General features: G+C 39.6%; 17 protein-coding genes. 7 read left to right on the top strand and 10 right to left on the bottom strand.

Annotated features, from left to right (window positions below; genetic code table 11):
* Positions 1–2 precede the first annotated feature (2 nt).
* From FRX97_RS05830 to FRX97_RS05820, 3 genes are read left to right on the top strand one after another with little or no spacing between them, the layout of a single operon-like run.
* Positions 3–1529, top strand: coding sequence for a lipopolysaccharide biosynthesis protein (locus tag FRX97_RS05830; RefSeq protein ID WP_147014254.1), 1527 nt, complete (start codon positions 3–5; stop codon positions 1527–1529).
* A 6-nt stretch (positions 1530–1535) separates the two neighbouring features.
* Positions 1536–2771 (top strand): DUF7033 domain-containing protein, encoded by a 1236-nt coding sequence (locus FRX97_RS05825; RefSeq protein ID WP_147014253.1) that lies wholly within the window; start codon positions 1536–1538, stop codon positions 2769–2771.
* Positions 2768–4117 carry a M20/M25/M40 family metallo-hydrolase gene (locus FRX97_RS05820; protein WP_147014252.1) on the top strand — a complete coding sequence of 450 codons (1350 nt, stop codon included), beginning with the start codon at positions 2768–2770 and terminating at the stop codon, positions 4115–4117. Before FRX97_RS05825 ends, FRX97_RS05820 begins: the two co-directional genes overlap by 4 nt.
* On the opposite strand, the gene FRX97_RS05815 is transcribed toward FRX97_RS05820, so the two are convergent.
* The 4 genes from FRX97_RS05815 to FRX97_RS05800 are packed head-to-tail and all read right to left on the bottom strand — an operon-like array spanning position 4107 to position 6720.
* A complete protein-coding gene (locus FRX97_RS05815; protein WP_147014251.1) occupies positions 4107–4541 on the bottom strand; it encodes a DUF2147 domain-containing protein in 435 nt (144 codons plus the stop codon). The genes FRX97_RS05820 and FRX97_RS05815 overlap by 11 nt on opposite strands.
* A gap of 1 nt (position 4542) precedes the next feature.
* Entirely contained in the window at positions 4543–5481 is a 939-nt protein-coding gene (locus FRX97_RS05810) for a YihY/virulence factor BrkB family protein (RefSeq protein ID WP_147014250.1), read from the bottom strand.
* Entirely contained in the window at positions 5478–6329 is an 852-nt protein-coding gene (gene nadC / locus FRX97_RS05805; protein WP_147014249.1) for a carboxylating nicotinate-nucleotide diphosphorylase, read from the bottom strand. Before nadC ends, FRX97_RS05810 begins: the two co-directional genes overlap by 4 nt.
* A gap of 1 nt (position 6330) precedes the next feature.
* Complete coding sequence (locus FRX97_RS05800; RefSeq protein WP_147014248.1) at positions 6331–6720, bottom strand: DUF4783 domain-containing protein; 390 nt, start codon at positions 6718–6720, stop codon at positions 6331–6333.
* A gap of 110 nt (positions 6721–6830) precedes the next feature.
* Here FRX97_RS05800 and FRX97_RS05795 point away from each other — a divergent pair, with 110 nt between their 5' ends.
* Together FRX97_RS05795 and rdgB are read left to right on the top strand one after the other, a co-directional pair.
* The gene (locus tag FRX97_RS05795; RefSeq protein WP_147014247.1) at positions 6831–7298 is read left to right on the top strand and encodes a 23S rRNA (pseudouridine(1915)-N(3))-methyltransferase RlmH; all 468 of its coding nucleotides are present in this window, start codon (positions 6831–6833) and stop codon (positions 7296–7298) included.
* Entirely contained in the window at positions 7291–7875 is a 585-nt protein-coding gene (gene rdgB / locus FRX97_RS05790; protein WP_147014246.1) for an RdgB/HAM1 family non-canonical purine NTP pyrophosphatase, read from the top strand. Before FRX97_RS05795 ends, rdgB begins: the two co-directional genes overlap by 8 nt.
* Here rdgB and FRX97_RS05785 read toward each other — a convergent pair.
* Positions 7864–8838, bottom strand: a complete 975-nt coding sequence (locus FRX97_RS05785) for a D-alanine--D-alanine ligase family protein (RefSeq protein ID WP_147014245.1) — start codon at positions 8836–8838, stop codon at positions 7864–7866. The two genes, rdgB and FRX97_RS05785, sit on opposite strands and share 12 nt — an antisense overlap.
* Positions 8839–8928: 90 nt before the next feature.
* Between FRX97_RS05785 and FRX97_RS05780 the strand changes: the two genes are divergently transcribed.
* Both FRX97_RS05780 and FRX97_RS05775 read left to right on the top strand, forming a co-directional pair.
* Positions 8929–9810 (top strand): PASTA domain-containing protein, encoded by an 882-nt coding sequence (locus FRX97_RS05780; protein WP_147014244.1) that lies wholly within the window; start codon positions 8929–8931, stop codon positions 9808–9810.
* A gap of 1 nt (position 9811) precedes the next feature.
* The gene (locus tag FRX97_RS05775) at positions 9812–10861 is read left to right on the top strand and encodes an RluA family pseudouridine synthase (RefSeq protein WP_147014243.1); all 1050 of its coding nucleotides are present in this window, start codon (positions 9812–9814) and stop codon (positions 10859–10861) included.
* Here the strand turns inward: FRX97_RS05775 and FRX97_RS05770 are convergent.
* Genes FRX97_RS05770 through FRX97_RS05750 form a run of 5 tightly spaced genes read right to left on the bottom strand, consistent with a single transcriptional unit; the run spans position 10856 to position 16414 of the window.
* Positions 10856–11869, bottom strand: coding sequence for an AMP-binding protein (locus FRX97_RS05770; RefSeq protein WP_147014242.1), 1014 nt, complete (start codon positions 11867–11869; stop codon positions 10856–10858). The two genes, FRX97_RS05775 and FRX97_RS05770, sit on opposite strands and share 6 nt — an antisense overlap.
* Complete coding sequence (locus FRX97_RS05765) at positions 11869–12906, bottom strand: o-succinylbenzoate synthase (protein WP_147014241.1); 1038 nt, start codon at positions 12904–12906, stop codon at positions 11869–11871. The genes FRX97_RS05770 and FRX97_RS05765 overlap by 1 nt, the downstream gene beginning before the upstream one ends.
* The gene (gene menA / locus FRX97_RS05760; protein ID WP_147014240.1) at positions 12899–13780 is read right to left on the bottom strand and encodes a 1,4-dihydroxy-2-naphthoate octaprenyltransferase; all 882 of its coding nucleotides are present in this window, start codon (positions 13778–13780) and stop codon (positions 12899–12901) included. Before menA ends, FRX97_RS05765 begins: the two co-directional genes overlap by 8 nt.
* Positions 13777–15468 (bottom strand): 2-succinyl-5-enolpyruvyl-6-hydroxy-3-cyclohexene-1-carboxylic-acid synthase, encoded by a 1692-nt coding sequence (menD, locus tag FRX97_RS05755; RefSeq protein WP_170227041.1) that lies wholly within the window; start codon positions 15466–15468, stop codon positions 13777–13779. Before menD ends, menA begins: the two co-directional genes overlap by 4 nt.
* Positions 15461–16414, bottom strand: coding sequence for a chorismate-binding protein (locus tag FRX97_RS05750; RefSeq protein WP_170227040.1), 954 nt, complete (start codon positions 16412–16414; stop codon positions 15461–15463). Before FRX97_RS05750 ends, menD begins: the two co-directional genes overlap by 8 nt.

The raw sequence follows: 16414 nt of genomic DNA, 5'->3' as shown, positions 1-16414 counted from the left end.
TCTTGGCCTTGAAATTGGAGGCCGAATTTATAAAAAAGCCTACTACAACCATTTCCATGGCCCAAATAAGAAGACAGTCCACAAAAAATGCAATATATATTTACCTAGGGGCAGGGCTTGGGTTGGCTTCTAATTTGTTATTTACCAGGTATTTAAGTCTGGATGAAAATGGAGTTTTAGCTCTTGTATTTTCCTTTGGAGCCGTGATAGCCTCTTTTTCAAATCTCGGGTTTACATTCGCCGGTGTAAGGTATTTCCCAGAAATGAGAAGTGTTGAAAAACACCACCATGGATACCTATATCAATCCTTGTTATTAGGATGTGGAGCTGCCGTGGTCATGTCGCTTGGGTTTTACCTTACTAAAGACTTTTGGATAAGCTCTAAAAACGACCTATTTCATAGTTATTACTGGTATGTAGGGATTGTTGCTTTAGCGCTAACAGCGTTTAATGCTATCAGTTCTTATATGCGATTTAACTTTAACACTACCACTCCAACACTAGCTAAGGAGTTTCTCCAGCGGTTCTTGTTTATCATTGGCTTTATTCCAGTAATGCTCGGACTGATTAATTTTCAGCTCTATGTAATGTTGTACGTCTTGGTAGTGGTTTTTATTTCCATTGCCCTTTTCCTATTCGTAAAACAAAAAGGTTACTTATATCTAGGGAATTACTTTAAAGAATTAAGTCATGCTTTTAAAAGGAAATTTCGTCAGGCTTGTGTTTATGGCGTGCTAACAGGTCTTGGGTCTTCAGCCTTACTTTACCTAGACTCCATTATGATTAATTCCCTAATGACTACCGCCGATGTGGGGATTTATGTCCGCAATTTCTACTTCGCCACTATTATTTTAATGGCTTCTAGAGCGGTACAGGGTATTTCTCAAACCCACATTTCAGAGTCCTTTGCCAAAAACGATTTAAATGCTGTTAAAGATGTTTATTACAAAGCATGTTTAGTGCAAACGGTTATCGGATTGTTGTTTTTTCTAGGTATTTGGGGAAACATTAACAATGTGTATCGAATCATCCCAGATACCTACAGTCCTGGCATGTACGTGATATTGGTCGTGGGGATAGGCAATTTGGTAAATATGATGACGGGGGCTAACCAACTTGTTTTGGCAGCATCCCCCTACTATAAGATAAACACGTACACCATGTTTATTCTTGTGCTACTGGCTATAGCATTAAACTTTTGGTTAATTCCACTTTACGGAATTACCGGAGCGGCTATTGCGACAGCGTCCAGTACCATTTTGTTTAATCTAATGCGCTCGGCAGTAATCTTAATTAAATACCAATTTCAACCCTATAACTACAAGTATCTACTTTTATTTGCCTTTGCCGCATTCGCTTATTATTTAGCTCAATTAATGCCAGTTCAGGATCAACTTATCGTAGATTTAGCTTTGCGTTCCTTTATTTTAGGTGCAAGTTTTATTCTGCCGGTTTACCTTTTCAAAATTTCACCCGATATAAATACCTTGATAGAAAAATTATTGGCTCCAATTCTTCGGAGATTCTAATTGCGGATGGAAACTAAGACAAAATTCTTCTGGAAAAATTTTTGGCTGCGCTATAGGCTTGTCAATGGCAGGAGGGAGGATGTTGAGGGAATCATCATAGAGGGAGCTTGCACAGAAACTACCGTGAAGTTCGATTTTATCAAAGGGTGGATAGAAAGTGGAGCGAAAACTGAGGAGTTCCTTTTACAGGAATCAGGTAAGCTGCTGTGCCGCAAACCAATAATATCCTGGATCTTTTATATACTATCCGGTGCTCAGGAAATTGAAGTTGATGAATGGGATGAGTACAGTCGTTTCCCTTATGAAAAAAGTTGGCAAGCCAAGCATAGCTTAAACGAAATCCCCGTGGTGGATTATCTTTTTCAGGCGGTATTCCAAGGGTTAGTCATTAGCGGTGTAAATCTTGAAGATAAATTTCAAAAGTCAAGTGTTTTTTTAAGTCATGATATAGACACTATTCATGGATTTACAACAGAGTTTAAGCACTTGATAAAATCGCAAATGTTTAAACCTCTTTTTCGACTTGTAAAAAAGTATTTGCAGGGATACGATGCATGGAACACGATCCAGAGTTTGATGAAAATTGAACAGAAATTTGGGTTTAAATCCACTTTCTTTTTTTTGGCTGAGCATAAATTTTATAAAGGAGTAAGGAATGCAGACTACAAATTATCCGATCCCTACATTCAATATTGTTTAAGAGAATTAAATAGCAAGAAGTTTACGGTTGGTCTGCATGGAGCATTAAACTCGTTCCGAGCCCCTGAATATTTAAAAACTCAGCTCAAACAATTAAACCCACCCTCAACAATCCACCGTTTTCATTTTCTTCATTTCCAACTGAACAGGATGGTTCTAGCACTTCGGGAGGCCGGAATTAAAATAGATTGTAGTCTAGGTTGGGCAAGTGCCTGTGGTTTTAGGATGGGAACCGCAAAGCCATTCTATTTATTCGATCATACCGCGAAGGAAACCACCGAGATTATAGAAATCCCTTTCCAAATAATGGACGCCACCTTGGCCAATGCTAAATATGGAAATTATTCGCCCTCCGAGGCTGAGGAGGTAACGCTTGGGATTATTAGTCAAATTGAAAAGGTAAATGGGGTAGTCGGTCTTATATGGCACAACAATTATTTTTCCGATTATAGCCTAAGACCATGGAAAACTCTTTACATAAAGCTTTTGGAACATTTTAAGGATAAAAATATCCAGTGTTTCGATTTAAAAGATTTAAGATGAAACAATACATTTATTTTTTTTCGGTAATCCTTCTTGCCGCGTGTACTAAGCAGGAAATCACTGCAGAAGCCATCATTAACCAATCTAAAGATTATCATTCCTACCAACTCCTCACGGAATTAACTAAGGATATTGGTCCACGACTTTCAGGATCAGCAAACGGTGCAAAAGCAGTTGAGTGGGGTTTGCAAAAGTTCGAAGAACTAGGGTTCGATACGTTTTACCTACAAGATGTTATGGTTCCGCATTGGGAGCGTGGAAATCCAGAAAAGGGATTTTGGGTAACGGCAAATCAGGAAATAGAGGTGACTGCGTTGGGTGGATCTGTGGGAACCCCGGTAAGTGGAATAAAAGCAGAAGTAATAGAGGTTCAAGATTTCAAACAACTTAAGGATCTAGGTAAAGATGGGGTAGAAGGCAAAATTGTGTTTTTCAACCGCCCGATGAATCCCAAGTTAAAAAATACCTTTAGAGCATATAGTTTGGCGGTAAACCAACGTTCCGATGGAGCTTGGCAGGCTGCACAATATGGTGCTGTTGCGGTTTTGGTTAGATCTATGACTACCGCTACCGACCTAAATCCGCATACGGGTGTTATGCGCTACAGAGATTCCATACCTAAAATTCCGGCTTTAGCAATTGCAACCGAGCATGCTAATGCCCTTTCTTCTGCCTTGAAAACGGAAAAGCAATGGGTGCAACTTGAGGCTAATTGCAAGTGGTATCCAGATACTTTATCTCATAACGTGATTGGTGAAATTAAAGGGAAATCAAATGAAATTATTGCGGTTGGAGGTCATCTAGATAGTTGGGATTTAGGCGAGGGCGCACACGATGATGGAGCTGGAATTGTACATAGTATAGATGCAGTTAGGATATTGAAAAAGTTAGGTCATAAACCTAACCATACCCTCCGAGTGGTGCTGTTCATGAATGAGGAAAACGGAGCTAGAGGAGGCCAAAAATACGCTGAATTAGCAGCTCAAAAAGAAGAGAAACATTTAATGGCCGTAGAGTCGGATAGAGGTGGATTTACTGCCGAAGCGTTTTCCATAGATGGAGATTCTGTTCAACTAAGTAAACTTCAATCCTTGGTCCAAGATTTGGCTCCATGTGGAATAAAAGAGGTATATGCTGGATATGGAGGCGTTGATATCGGATTCTTGCGTGAGGTAGACAGCACCGTTGTTTTGGTGGGGCTGGTGCCCGATCCCGAGAAATATTTTAATTATCACCACACGCGCAGTGATGTTCTAGAAAACGTAGATCCAGATCAATTGGCTTCGGGTTCAGCTGCTGTGGCACAGCTAATTTATCTGGTAGATACGGGTAGAGCTAGTTGGTAACTCTTTCCCATGTTTGGGTTCTGAAAAAGAAGGCTACGTAACCCCGGACATTTAAAATGTTCGGGTCATCCTCGTCTACCCACAATTTGCAGTCGTATACCTTCCCGTTCTCTGGGTCTAAAATGGTGCCATCTTCCCATTCTTCGTCATCATTTTCCAGACCACGAATAATTTCCATACCAATCACAGGCTTGTTCTTTCTGTCATCGGTGCATTTGCGACAGTTTGGATTTTGATCCTCCTCTGGAGCTCTGAAAATTTCAAGGATTTTTCCGTGGGCCTTTCCGTCTTGTAAATAGATTTCGACAATGGATTTAACTTTACCAGTTTCATCGTCTATGGTTTTCCATTTTCCAGTTATGTCCTGAGCAAAGGTTGAGGAAAAAATAAGGGCAAAGCATATGCTTAATAAATTGCGTACCATTTTATTTTACTATTGAGTCTACGTTTTTCATATGTCTTCTAGCCCTACTTAAACTGGTGTTTAGGTCAAAACCGAGTAGTAACAAGAAAATAATAAGTTGAATCCAAATCAAGAGAATAACTACCGTTCCGAGGGAGCCGTATAGCCTATTAAACTGCCCAAAATTGTTTACATAGAATGCAAATCCTTGGGAAGCTAATATCATTAGTAACGCGGCAAAAATCGAGCCTGGAGAAAAAAATCTCCATTTTCTTTTGGCAGGGGTAGCAACATTGTAAAGAGCAGAAACTGCCGAATTTATAAGCATTACTACCAAAAACCATTTCGCGAACAGTATGATAAAGGTTTCTAACCCATCGGATAAAAACCGTTTTGAGATAAGCCAATCTAGTACGTAGGATGAACTGGCTTGCAATAACAAGGCACCACCCAGAAATAATGGAAGAAGCACAATGAGGCCTACACTTAACAGGCGCTGCTTTATCGGATTTTGTTTCTTGGTTAAATGATAAGCACCACTTAAACCCTCCAAAAGCGCATTAATGCTGTTGGAAGCATAATACAACCCAATAATAAAGGTTACCGACACAAAAGTGTTATGCTTTCTGTGGATTAGGTCAACCAATAATTCGTCCACCATATCGTAGGTAGAAGGAGGAAGAATAGATTCTATTGTGTTTATTAGGTTGGCCTGAAAATTATCAATTGGGATATATGGGATAAGCGAAATTAATAGGATAAAAGTGGGGGCAATAGCTAAAAGAACTTTAAAGGAAATTGCTGCTGCTCGGGTATTTATCCTTCCCTCCTTTAGTCCTTTTATCAGGAAAGCAATAACCGTAAAAAGGGACAATCCCTCAAATCCGGGAAGCTTTATTTGCTTTGCGAAATTTTGAATTGCCAAGACATAGCGGCTATTAAAAAATCGCTCTTTTATCATAGCACACTTTTAAAACTGATATCTGTGCATTTAACCGAGTGGGTGAGGGCACCTACCGATATATAGTTCACACCAGTTCGGGCGTATTCGGTAATGTTAACTTCGGTAATTCCACCCGAGGCTTCTGTTTCTTTTTTACCCGCAATAAAGCGAACTGCTTCCTCCATTTTTTCTGGAGTAAAATTGTCGAGAAGAATCCGGAAAACTTCCGGAAATTCCATAATCTCTTTGACTTCCTCGAGATTTCTTGCTTCCACTTCAATTTTAATATCTAGAGCATTTTCATCCAGATAATTAAGACAGTTGTTAATAGCCGGGCCAATTCCACCGGCGTAATCAACATGATTATCTTTTATCATAATCATATCGTATAATCCAATTCTATGATTGGTGCCACCACCAATTGCAACGGCCTTTTTATCTAATAATCTCAGTCCAGGGACAGTTTTACGTGTATCTAAAAGTTTAGCTCCGTATGGGTTTATTAGTTTTTGCAACATGTTGGTTTTTGTTGCAATACCCGACATTCTTTGAATGAGGTTTAGCATTAATCGCTCGCCGCTTAAAAGTGTTCGAGTGCGACCCTCCACAATGGCTAAATCCGTGTAAGGGCTACATAGGTCTCCCTCATTTTGTAACAAGGTTACCTTGGTTTCGGGGTCTAAGTATTTGAATATGGGTTCAATTAAAAAGAGTCCAGCAACAACTGCTTTCTCCTTTAAGATAACCTTGGCTTTTCCTTTTGCACCTTCAGGAATACAGGCTAAAGAGGTGTGGTCTCCATTACCTAAATCTTCCTCGAGGAAGGTTTTAATCATCGCCTCAAGGTTAATGTCTAACTGGTTCATACTATTTTGGCTCTATCCGCAGTCTTTTAATCTTAAATCCGCGCTCCGTTTCTATTAAAAAGTAGGTTAACCTGAAATCACCACGCTCGGTTTTCAGTAAACCTACATTAAACTGGTCCCTTTTATCCGAATTGCCGCTGTGACGGTAGATAAAATCGATTGGAGTATGCCTGTTTAAAAAGGATTTAATTACCTGATGGGCCTGGACTCTACTATATGACTTTTCACTTTTGTTTAGTCCTATGCTTACTTGTCCTGCTAAGTATTGAGGTAATTCTTCGGTGTTGCCTGTTTTAAAAATGGTTGCAATTGCATTTACCTCCTTCTCTTGGGTGTATGCCGACAAGGAAAGGGTAAGAGACGCAACTAGAAATAAAATAAAGTTTTTCATGGTTCTTTAATTCAGAACAACCCTGTAGTCCAAAAACTATTCCAATAACGAATTAAGGAATTTATTGGGGTCTAATCACCAATTAAATCTAATTATTTCAAATTTGCTCAATGGCGGTAAAGGTAATTTGCTTTGGAAAAACAGAAAAGGGAATGTACACAGCATTACAAGATGAATTTTTGGTGCGGTTAAAAAAGTATGTTTCCATATCGTGGGAGGAAATTCCAGAACAAAAGCAGAAAAAACAATCGGAGCAACAGCAGGAAAAGGAGGCTCAAATGGTTTTAAAAAGACTAAGGCCTGGAGATTTTTTGTGCTTATTGGATGAGGGAGGAAAAGAGTTTGGAAGCAGGAAGTTTGCAAGCTGGTTGGAGCAATTGCTGCAATCCACCTCTGGAGATGTGATATTTGTTATTGGTTCGGCTTATGGCTTTTCAGCTGAAATAAAAAGCAGGGCGAACGCCAAATTGTCTCTTTCAAAAATGACCTTTAATCATCAATTAGTAAGAGGTATTTTTGCAGAACAGCTTTACCGAGGATTAAACATTATAAACGGAGGAACATATCATAATGACTAAGCGAAGAACCATGCTTTGTGCCAGCAACAATCAAGGGAAAATCAAGGAATTTAAGGAGATGTTCTCAGGGTACGACGTTTTGGGTTTAAAGGATATGGGGATAAACGTTGATATCCCTGAAAATGGAAAAACTTTCGAGGAGAATGCTCTTATAAAGCTCCGCTACTTGGCAAAACAGCATCCAGATCTTACGATTATAGCCGATGATTCCGGATTGTGCGTAAACGCTTTGGATGGCGCACCCGGAGTATATTCCGCTCGTTATTCAGGAGAAGATGCCACCGATGCAAGCAACAATAAAAAATTGCTGGAGCAATTGGATGGGATTGAAGATCGTTCGGCTTATTTCGTTTGCGTCTTAGCCCTTTTTCACAATGGATTGGAGTATGTTTTCGAAGGACGTGTTTCGGGGACGATAGCAAAACAGATTTCTGGTGATTATGGTTTTGGGTACGATCCCCTTTTTATCCCTAGATCCTTTGATAAAACATTTGCTGATCTACCTAAACAAGTTAAAAAGGATATTTCTCATCGAGCCAATGCGGTTAAGCAATTAAAAGAGTTTTTATTGCGCTAAGGCTTCGTCAATAATGTCATCAAGCATTTCGGTAAACGGAATGCCAGCTGTATTAAGTTGTTGAGGTACAATGCTTTCTCCAGACATTCCTGGAACGGTGTTTAACTCAATTAGGTATGGGGTACCTTCTTCGGAAACCATAAAATCCACTCTAATTACTCCTTTGCAATTGAAAATATTGTAAATCTTCTTAGCAGCTTCTTGAACATTAGTGGTGGCCTCATCAGAAATTTCCGCTGGGGTTATTTCATCAGATGCATGGTTGTACTTCGCATTGAAATCAAAAAATTCATTGTGACTTCGAATTTCTGTTGGAGGTAGAGCAATTAGTTTATCCAAACTGCGGTAAACTCCACATGTAACTTCGGTTCCGGTTAAAAGCTCTTCTACCATAACCTCCTTACCCTCCGAAAAGGCAAGTTCTACTGCCTTTTGCAGATCCTCGGGCTTTTTAACTTTAGAAATACCTAAGCTAGATCCCGAATCGTTGGGCTTAACAAATAGGGGGTAGGCAAACCTTGATTGTAGCCTGGTGTAATCCACTTTTTTAGGATGGGTTAGTAAAACAGAATCAGCTGTTTTAATTCCATTTTTACTCGCAATGTCTATGGAAAACTTCTTGTTAAACGAAAGGGACATACATAAGGTGGACCCAGTAGTAAAAGGAATGGATCGCATTTCGAGATATCCTTGCAGCCAACCATTCTCGCCAGGAGGGCCATGTAAGGCAATTAGTGCAACATCCGCGGTGTAAGTTGTGTCACCACTACGTACCTGGCAAATTTCGTGATTAAATTCAGCAGGCTTTTCAGCAACAAATGCATTCCAACCGTCTCGTTTTATGTCAATCGTAATTACTCGGTATTTACCTTTATCAAGATGTTTTTTAAAGGTTTCTGCTGTCCGATATGAGATAACACTTTCTCCGGTGTACCCACCTGTGAATAAGAATACGTTTAACATTCCGTTATTTTAATCGCTGCTAATGTATTCATTAGCGCAATATGTAAACACACCTTAGGCATTTTCTATATTTGCCCTTTAATTTAAAGCATGGCAAAGTTTCTGCGGTTTATTTTCTCTAAGATTTTTCTAATCAATCTAATAATTGCGGTTGTACTGTTATGTGGGATTGTATTTGGTATCGATTCCTACCTAAAAGGAGTAACCAAACACGGAGAAAAAATTCCAGTCCCTATGCTCATTGGTAAATTACCATCTCAGGTAGACTCCATTCTGGTGAGTAGGGATTTAAAGTTTACTGTAATTGATTCAGTTTACGAAAGTGAGGCGAAACCAGGCCAGGTATTGGAACAAATTCCGGAGGCTTTTCAGAATGTGAAACCAGGAAGGACTATTTATCTTACTATTAATACACTTACCCCACCCAATATCTCAATTCCCAATCTAAAAAACATGTCGCTCAGACAAGCAGTTGCAACGCTGGAAGTTCTGGGTTTAAAGTTGCATAAGTTAGAGTATGAGCCGGACATTTGTGTAGACTGTGTTTTAAAGCAATTGTACGAGGGAGAGGAGATAGAACCGGGTACAAAGTTGCCAAAGGGAGCAGCCGTAACCCTTGTCCTTGGTCAAGGTACGGGAGGTGCAGAAGTTCAAGTGCCATATCTAATTGGATTAAATCTAGAAGACGCTGTTAGGATGTTAATCGATAAGAGTCTTAACATTGGAGACGTTGAATTTGTGGATTGTGAAACTCGTTTGGATTCAAATTATGCTCAGGTATTCAGACAATCTCCTTCCTTTTATCCAGGAAATAAATTACGCTTGGGTAGTGAAATTAAACTGTGGTTTACTGGAGATACCAATTCGGTGGTTAGAGAAGATGTAGACAGTTTGATGATGATTTATCAAATGCAACAGGAGGGACAATCTACCAATTTCGATGATTTAGATTCCGAAAATTCTTGGGAATAATATGGAGCCAATAGAAAACTTTGATCCCCAAGAAAACGAGGATCTTCAAGACGAATTATACGAGCATCATAATATCAAGGCCGATAAGGGGCAAGCTCCCCTTCGAATTGATAAATTCTTGATGGATCGCATTCCGAATACATCCAGGAATAAAATTCAGATTTCGGCAAAAACAGGTTCTGTACTAGTAAACAATGTTCCAGTAAAGCCAAATTATAAGGTGAAACCCAACGATGAGATTTCGGTGGTGCTCCCATATCCTGTTAGGGAAATTGAGCTTAAGCCAGAGAATATTCCATTGGATATTGTTTATGAAGATGATCATCTTGCGGTAATTAATAAGCAAGCTGGAATTGTGGTGCATCCTGGATATGGCAATTACACAGGGACCTTGGTTAATGCACTAATGTTCCATTTTAATGAACTGCCCAATGCAGAATCCAATCCAACCGTAAGACCTGGTTTAGTACACCGCCTAGATAAGAATACCACCGGTATTATGGTGATTGCTAAAACTGAAGATGCCCTTGCCCATCTGAGTAAGCAGTTCTTTGATCGTACAACGGATCGTCGATATCAAGCTATTGTCTGGGGAGATCTGAAAGAGGATGAGGGAGTTATCGAAGGATTTTTAAATAGGTCCAAGAAGGATAGAAAGGTTATGGATGTTTATGAATCCGAAGAGGATGGAAAATATTCATTAACCCGTTACAAGGTTTTAAAACGATTGGGTTACGTTACCCTGGTAGAATGTAAATTAGAAACGGGTCGCACGCATCAAATTCGGGTGCATTTCAAAAGCATCAAGCACCCCCTGTTTAACGATCCTGAATACGGCGGGAATCTAATTAGAAAGGGTACTACTTTTTCAAAGTACAAGCAGTTTATAGAAAACTGTTTCTCTATTTGCGATAGACAGGCGCTACATGCTAAAACTCTGGAATTTACCCATCCTGCAACTGGGGAAAGAATGAAATTTAATTCGGAATTACCGGCTGATATGGTTGAGATTCTGGAAAAGATGGAAAGGTATTCCAGCGCAAATTCATAATTCCCTTATTGAAGCTAGCCTATCAATTTTACCAGTTGGGGTATATTTTAGTCTAGGTACAATCACTAGCTCCTTTGGGAAGTTATATTTATTGGTTTTGCCCAATAGGTAACCTTTAATTTCATCCAGAGTTAGATTGAAATCTGGATGGCCTTCAACAATTAAAACGGCCTTTTGCCCAAGTCTTTCATCAGGCTTTGGGCCAACAATAAAGCTGGGGGAGATAATTTTAGATAATAGATCTTCAATTTCTAAGGGGTTAATTTTGTGGGCACCAGAGTTGATGATAAAATCTTTTCGTCCTTTAAAACAAAAATTCCCACCCTTATCTATTTCCAGAATATCTGTAGTGATAACGGGGGAGGGAAGATGTTTCGCTGAAATGGTGGTGCCATTTTTATTGCTAGTAATCTTAAATCCGTTTAGCACTTGGTACGATTCAGAAAATTTTGGGTGGATTTCACGTATCGCACAATGCGTAAGGGTTTCAGTCATGCCATATCCGTGAAATATTTTGCTCCTAGGGTTTTGTTTTTTAATGGATTCCCCTACCATTTTCCCCAACTGTGCACCTCCAATTAATATTGTTTTTGGAAGGGGGATGTTATTAACCAAGAGCGCATCCAGCTGCATTGGAACCAGAGGGGCAAAATCATAATTGGATAAGTCTCCCAAACCTGTTAATGACGTTGGAGCAATTATATCGAGTTGAAATTGGAGGGTGATTGCGCGAAGCACCATCATTTTTCCTGCTACATAATTTAAACCAAGAGGACAAAGAGCCACTGTACTCCTAGACCAATTAAAAAAATCACCGCTAATTTTTGCCGAATCAATTATTGCCTCTCGAGGGAAGGAAATTTGTTTTGCTTTCCCGGTAGACCCTGAAGTCTGAAATTTAATGAGCTCCTTATTTTCCCACTCGTTAATGATGTCCTCTACAGCTTTTTGTATAGCTTCACTATCACCATTTAAACCAATTATTTTATTTCCCAGCAACTTTACCATTAAAGAGGACTGTTAATTGGGCATTTAGGATTGTAGTATAATTCCTCTCCTATTAAATGTAATGGACCTTCGAAATTATTACTGAATAGTTTTCCCGTACCCAATCCTTGGGGCATATGATGGTTTTTCTTTCCCGCCCATTGTGCAATGATATTCAAACCTATATTACTTTCTAAAGCCGAGGTAAGCCACCAGCCAACACCAATTTTTTCCGCTTCTTTTATCCATTCTTCGGAGGAGGCAATACCTCCAAGTAAACTAGGTTTAAGGATAATGTATTGTGGCTTAATTTTCTGGATTAACTCCTGCTTTGCCTGGGGTTCATTTATGCCGATTAATTCTTCATCCAGAGCAATGGGAATAGGAGATACCCGGCAAAGTTTTTCCATTTCCAGTATTTGACCAGCTTTTATGGGTTGCTCTATGGAGTGGATATTAAATTCAGCGAAGGTCTTTAAGGTGTTTAGCGCGAATTCTGGTAAAAAAGCTCCGTTTGCATCGAGCCGAATTACTAATGAATCTGATAGGGATCGTGCAAATGCTACTAATTTTAATTCTTCGGCCAAATCGATAGCTCCAACCTTTATTTTAATGCACTTAAACCCTTGTTCCACCTTATTTTCTAGCTCCGATTTCATGGTTTCGAAATCGTTCATCCAGATTAATCCATTTATTACAATGGGTTTTTCTTTGTCAATAAAATCGCTTTCAAAATATATTTGATTCCCTCCATTTTTGAGGTCTAACAAAGCCGATTCTATTCCAAAACGTACGCTGGGAATGTTTATTAAGTACTCGTCCAAATACCCCGCAGGTTGATTTATATGATTTTTCAACCATTGCAATGTGTTTACCACATCGGTCTCGCTTTCTGGGTTAAGTTTTGGAATGATGCTTGCCTCGCCAAGCCCAAATCGACCAGTTTCCAAGTCGCTTACCTTTATAATCCAACTGGGTTTTGTTTTTAATACACCTCGAGATGTTCCTCCAGGTCTAATAAAAATGCAGTCGTGTTTTATGTAATCCAGTTTAAGCATAATGAATGGCTACAGAAAGCAAAATGGCAAATAGCGTTGCCCCCAGGGCGTGAAATTTAAGCTGGGCATCCAACAAAATTTCGTCATCGTTATTTAAAACCTTTAATGCAGAAGGCAGGATTAATACAAGGGATATAAGAGGCAAGGCAACTAGTATATTAAACTGTTCGGTATGCATAAAGTAACCTGCCACTAATAGAAAGGGGAAGGATATTAAACAAGCATGATAATTTCTCGCCTTTTCGGGGCCTAATCTCACGGCAATGGTTTTTTTTCCAGTGGATTTGTCTTGCTTAAGATCTCTGATATTATTTACGCTTAACACCGAGCTAGCCAAAGATCCGAGAGCCAACGCCGGAAGTAAGTCATAGTAACTAAAAGTAGCTCCCAAAAGCAGTTTGGTGGTCACAACAGGAACAAGTCCAAAGAAAATAACCACGAAAACATCCCCTAATCCTCTGTATCCATATGATATTTTACCCATGGTGTAGGTAATGGCAGCAATGATGGAGCAAATGCCTAAAACAAATATGCCCGCCTTTACCAAAGGATCTGCCGGTGAAAACCACACTGCACAAGAACCTGCAATTAATCCTAAGACCGCTGAAATGCCAACCGCCATTTTCATAGCTTTTGGGCTGATTAAGCCCTCGCTAACCATTCGCTTTTCTCCCTTTCTGTTCTTATCTGCTCCTTTTTCAAAGTCACCTAGATCATTAGCTAGGTTAGAACAAATTTGAAGAAGGGTGGTGGTAAGTATTAGCAATAAAATGATGCTCGGAAATCTGAAATCAGCCAAGGCGCCCCCTAATATAATTCCACTTGTTGCAAGGGGTAAGGTTCTTAATCTAAACGCGCTTATCCAGTTTTTCATTCCTGATTTAAGGTTTTAAAGTAATCCTTTAAAATAGCAGGACTCTCTATTCTGGGGGTAAATACCTCTAAAATGGTCTTCTTATCTGAAGTTAAGAACTTCTTCAATTCCTCCTGAAAATCTTGTTGTCCAGTGGCAGTTTGATAATGAAAACCATAGTGGTGCGCAAGATGCTTTGCGTTCTTGTTATGGGTTGTTTCCAAGAAACGATCAAAATTTTTCATTTTGTCCGGACCGTCTATAATTCGGAAAATATTCCCACCCGAATTATTAATTAAAATGATTTTTAAATTATTCGAAGCAGCCTCCAACCCATTGATATCATAGAAAAAACTGATGTCTCCCGTAACCAGAAGGGTGGGGTTGGAAGATTTTCTAGCGTAACCATTTGCACTGCTGCTCACACCCTCAATTCCACTGGTTCCACGATTGGCCAAATGGGTTATTCCTTTTTGAGGGTAGTTAAAAAGTTGAGCATATCGAATTACACTGCTATTTCCCCAGTAAATGTTCCAGAAGTCTGGGAGTAGCTTAGAAATACAAAGGAAAATATAGAAATCCGACCAAGGACATTGGTACTCAAAACCGCTATGTTTTTTGTCGATCTTGCTTATGTGTTTTTTCCAAAGCTCGTTATAGTTGGATAGAGAATTAGGCTCAAGCATAGATGTAATCTCCTTCAAAAATACCACTGCTTCAACTCCTATGGCCAAATTTAAACCCTGAAATGTGTCCTCGTTAAATGCCGTATTGTGAATCCGCACAGAGTATTTCGCTTGATTGGAACGAAGTAGTTTTTTTATCTTTTTCGAAACGATAGCTCCCCCAAGATGAATGAGTACATCCGGCTGGAAAACCTCAAAATCACTTTCCTTGGAAACTATATTTCTATCTATGCAGGCGGTATGGTAACATTCGCTACCTAAGTTACTGGTTGTTTCAGCAAGAATCGCATGTTGGGGCAAGTTTCGAATTTGGCTCAACAAGCTGGATGCCGCTTTGCCAGTACTTACCTCAAGTTGGCCAACCACCCACAGTACCTTTTTAGCCTCGTTTAGTTTATTTATTAAGGGTTGCAGATGGTTTATAGATACCTGACTTGATAGGGGGAAGGGTTCCCTAAAGTTTCTGTTTTCAATTTCAAATTTGTAGGAAGCATCATAAAAAGGCTCCTCAAAGCTGCAATTAATGTGTATCGGTCTTTTTTCGGATACAAACTGGGGAAGACAAAAAGCCTCTCCTATTTTGCGTTTTATAAGCCAAAAATCCTCATCTGTTTTGGGAGGATTCAATTGTATGGAATCGCAAACATAAGATCCTAAAGCGTTTAATTGTCTTATGGTTTGTCCATCTCCCTGGTCTATCCATTGTTGCGGACGGTCTGCGGAAATTACAACCAGAGGAACACCCTGATAATACGCTTCGCAAACGGCAGGGGCGTAATTTAAAAGTGCCGTACCACTGGTGCAAATAATTGCAGTCGGCTTTTCGGTCGCAAGGGCAATTCCCATTGCAATAAAGGCGGCACTTCGCTCATCGATTACTGAATGGCAGTTGAAATTGGGGTTAGACTGCAGTGCATTAACTAAAGGAGCATTCCGCGAACCAGGGGAAACCACCACATCGGAAATCCCGTAATATGCCAATCCCGAGATTAAAATATTTGCAAGTTCTAAGCTGCTATTCATGGCCATTAATTATGTCTATCAAGGTGGCGTTTATTTTATTTTCGGTCTCCTGCCACTCCGCTTCTGGATTACTGTCGGCCGTTATTCCACCTCCAGCATAAATTAAGACTCCATTATTGAACAGTTGTCCGCACCTCAAGTTTACAAAGGCTAATTCCTTTTCGAGGGATTTTATATAAATATATCCTGTGTACAATTCCCTTGGGACTTGTTCTTCCTCAATTATGAAAGCCTGGGTTGAAGATCTGGGAATACCACATACTGCAGGCGTAGGATGGAGCTTATTTAAATAGTAGGTCGCGTTGTTATTTTCGTCGTGCCAGGTAATTTCACTTTTTAGGTGAAAGAGATTTTTGAATTTCGTAGGAAGTGCTTGAGAAACCTTAATTGAATTAGAAGGAACTTGATCTATAATATACTTGGTCACAAACTCTTGTTCCTCAAATTCTTTTGGCCCAAAATCATTTTCACTAAGTGCCGTTCCGGCGAGTGAAAAGGTTAGGAAATCTTGTTGCTTTTTACTGAGTAATATTTCTGGAGTGGCTCCAATCCAAACCTTGTTCTCCTCCAACAAATGGAGGTGATAGCAAAATTTATTTTCCAGCCGTTTTGGGGTGGTGGATAGAATTGCGCTCACGCTCTCCTTTCCCAAGGGGAAAAACTTCCTTCTAGAAAGAACAACCTTTTCAAAGTTGCCAGATTTAATTTGGCTTATAGCCTGCTCTAAAGATTTCAAATAATCTTCTTTAGAGGTGGAGGGTGTATTCCAAGTTTTCAGGCTTGAATATGGCACCCCTTTAAATGATTTATCCGAAAATCTGTAGTGCCTCGGATCTCCTGAAAAGGGTGCAATGCTAATTTCCGCTTGATAATCCGGACAAGATTGAGCTAAACCTGAAAATTGAGGAGAAAAGCTCGGATGGGATATCTTAATTCCAATACCCAA

Source organism: Luteibaculum oceani (assembly GCF_007995015.1).
GTDB classification, from domain to species: domain Bacteria; phylum Bacteroidota; class Bacteroidia; order Flavobacteriales_D; family Luteibaculaceae; genus Luteibaculum; species Luteibaculum oceani.
The sequence above is the reverse complement of the archived record's forward strand: the minus strand, read 5'-3'. Positions and strand labels throughout refer to the sequence as shown.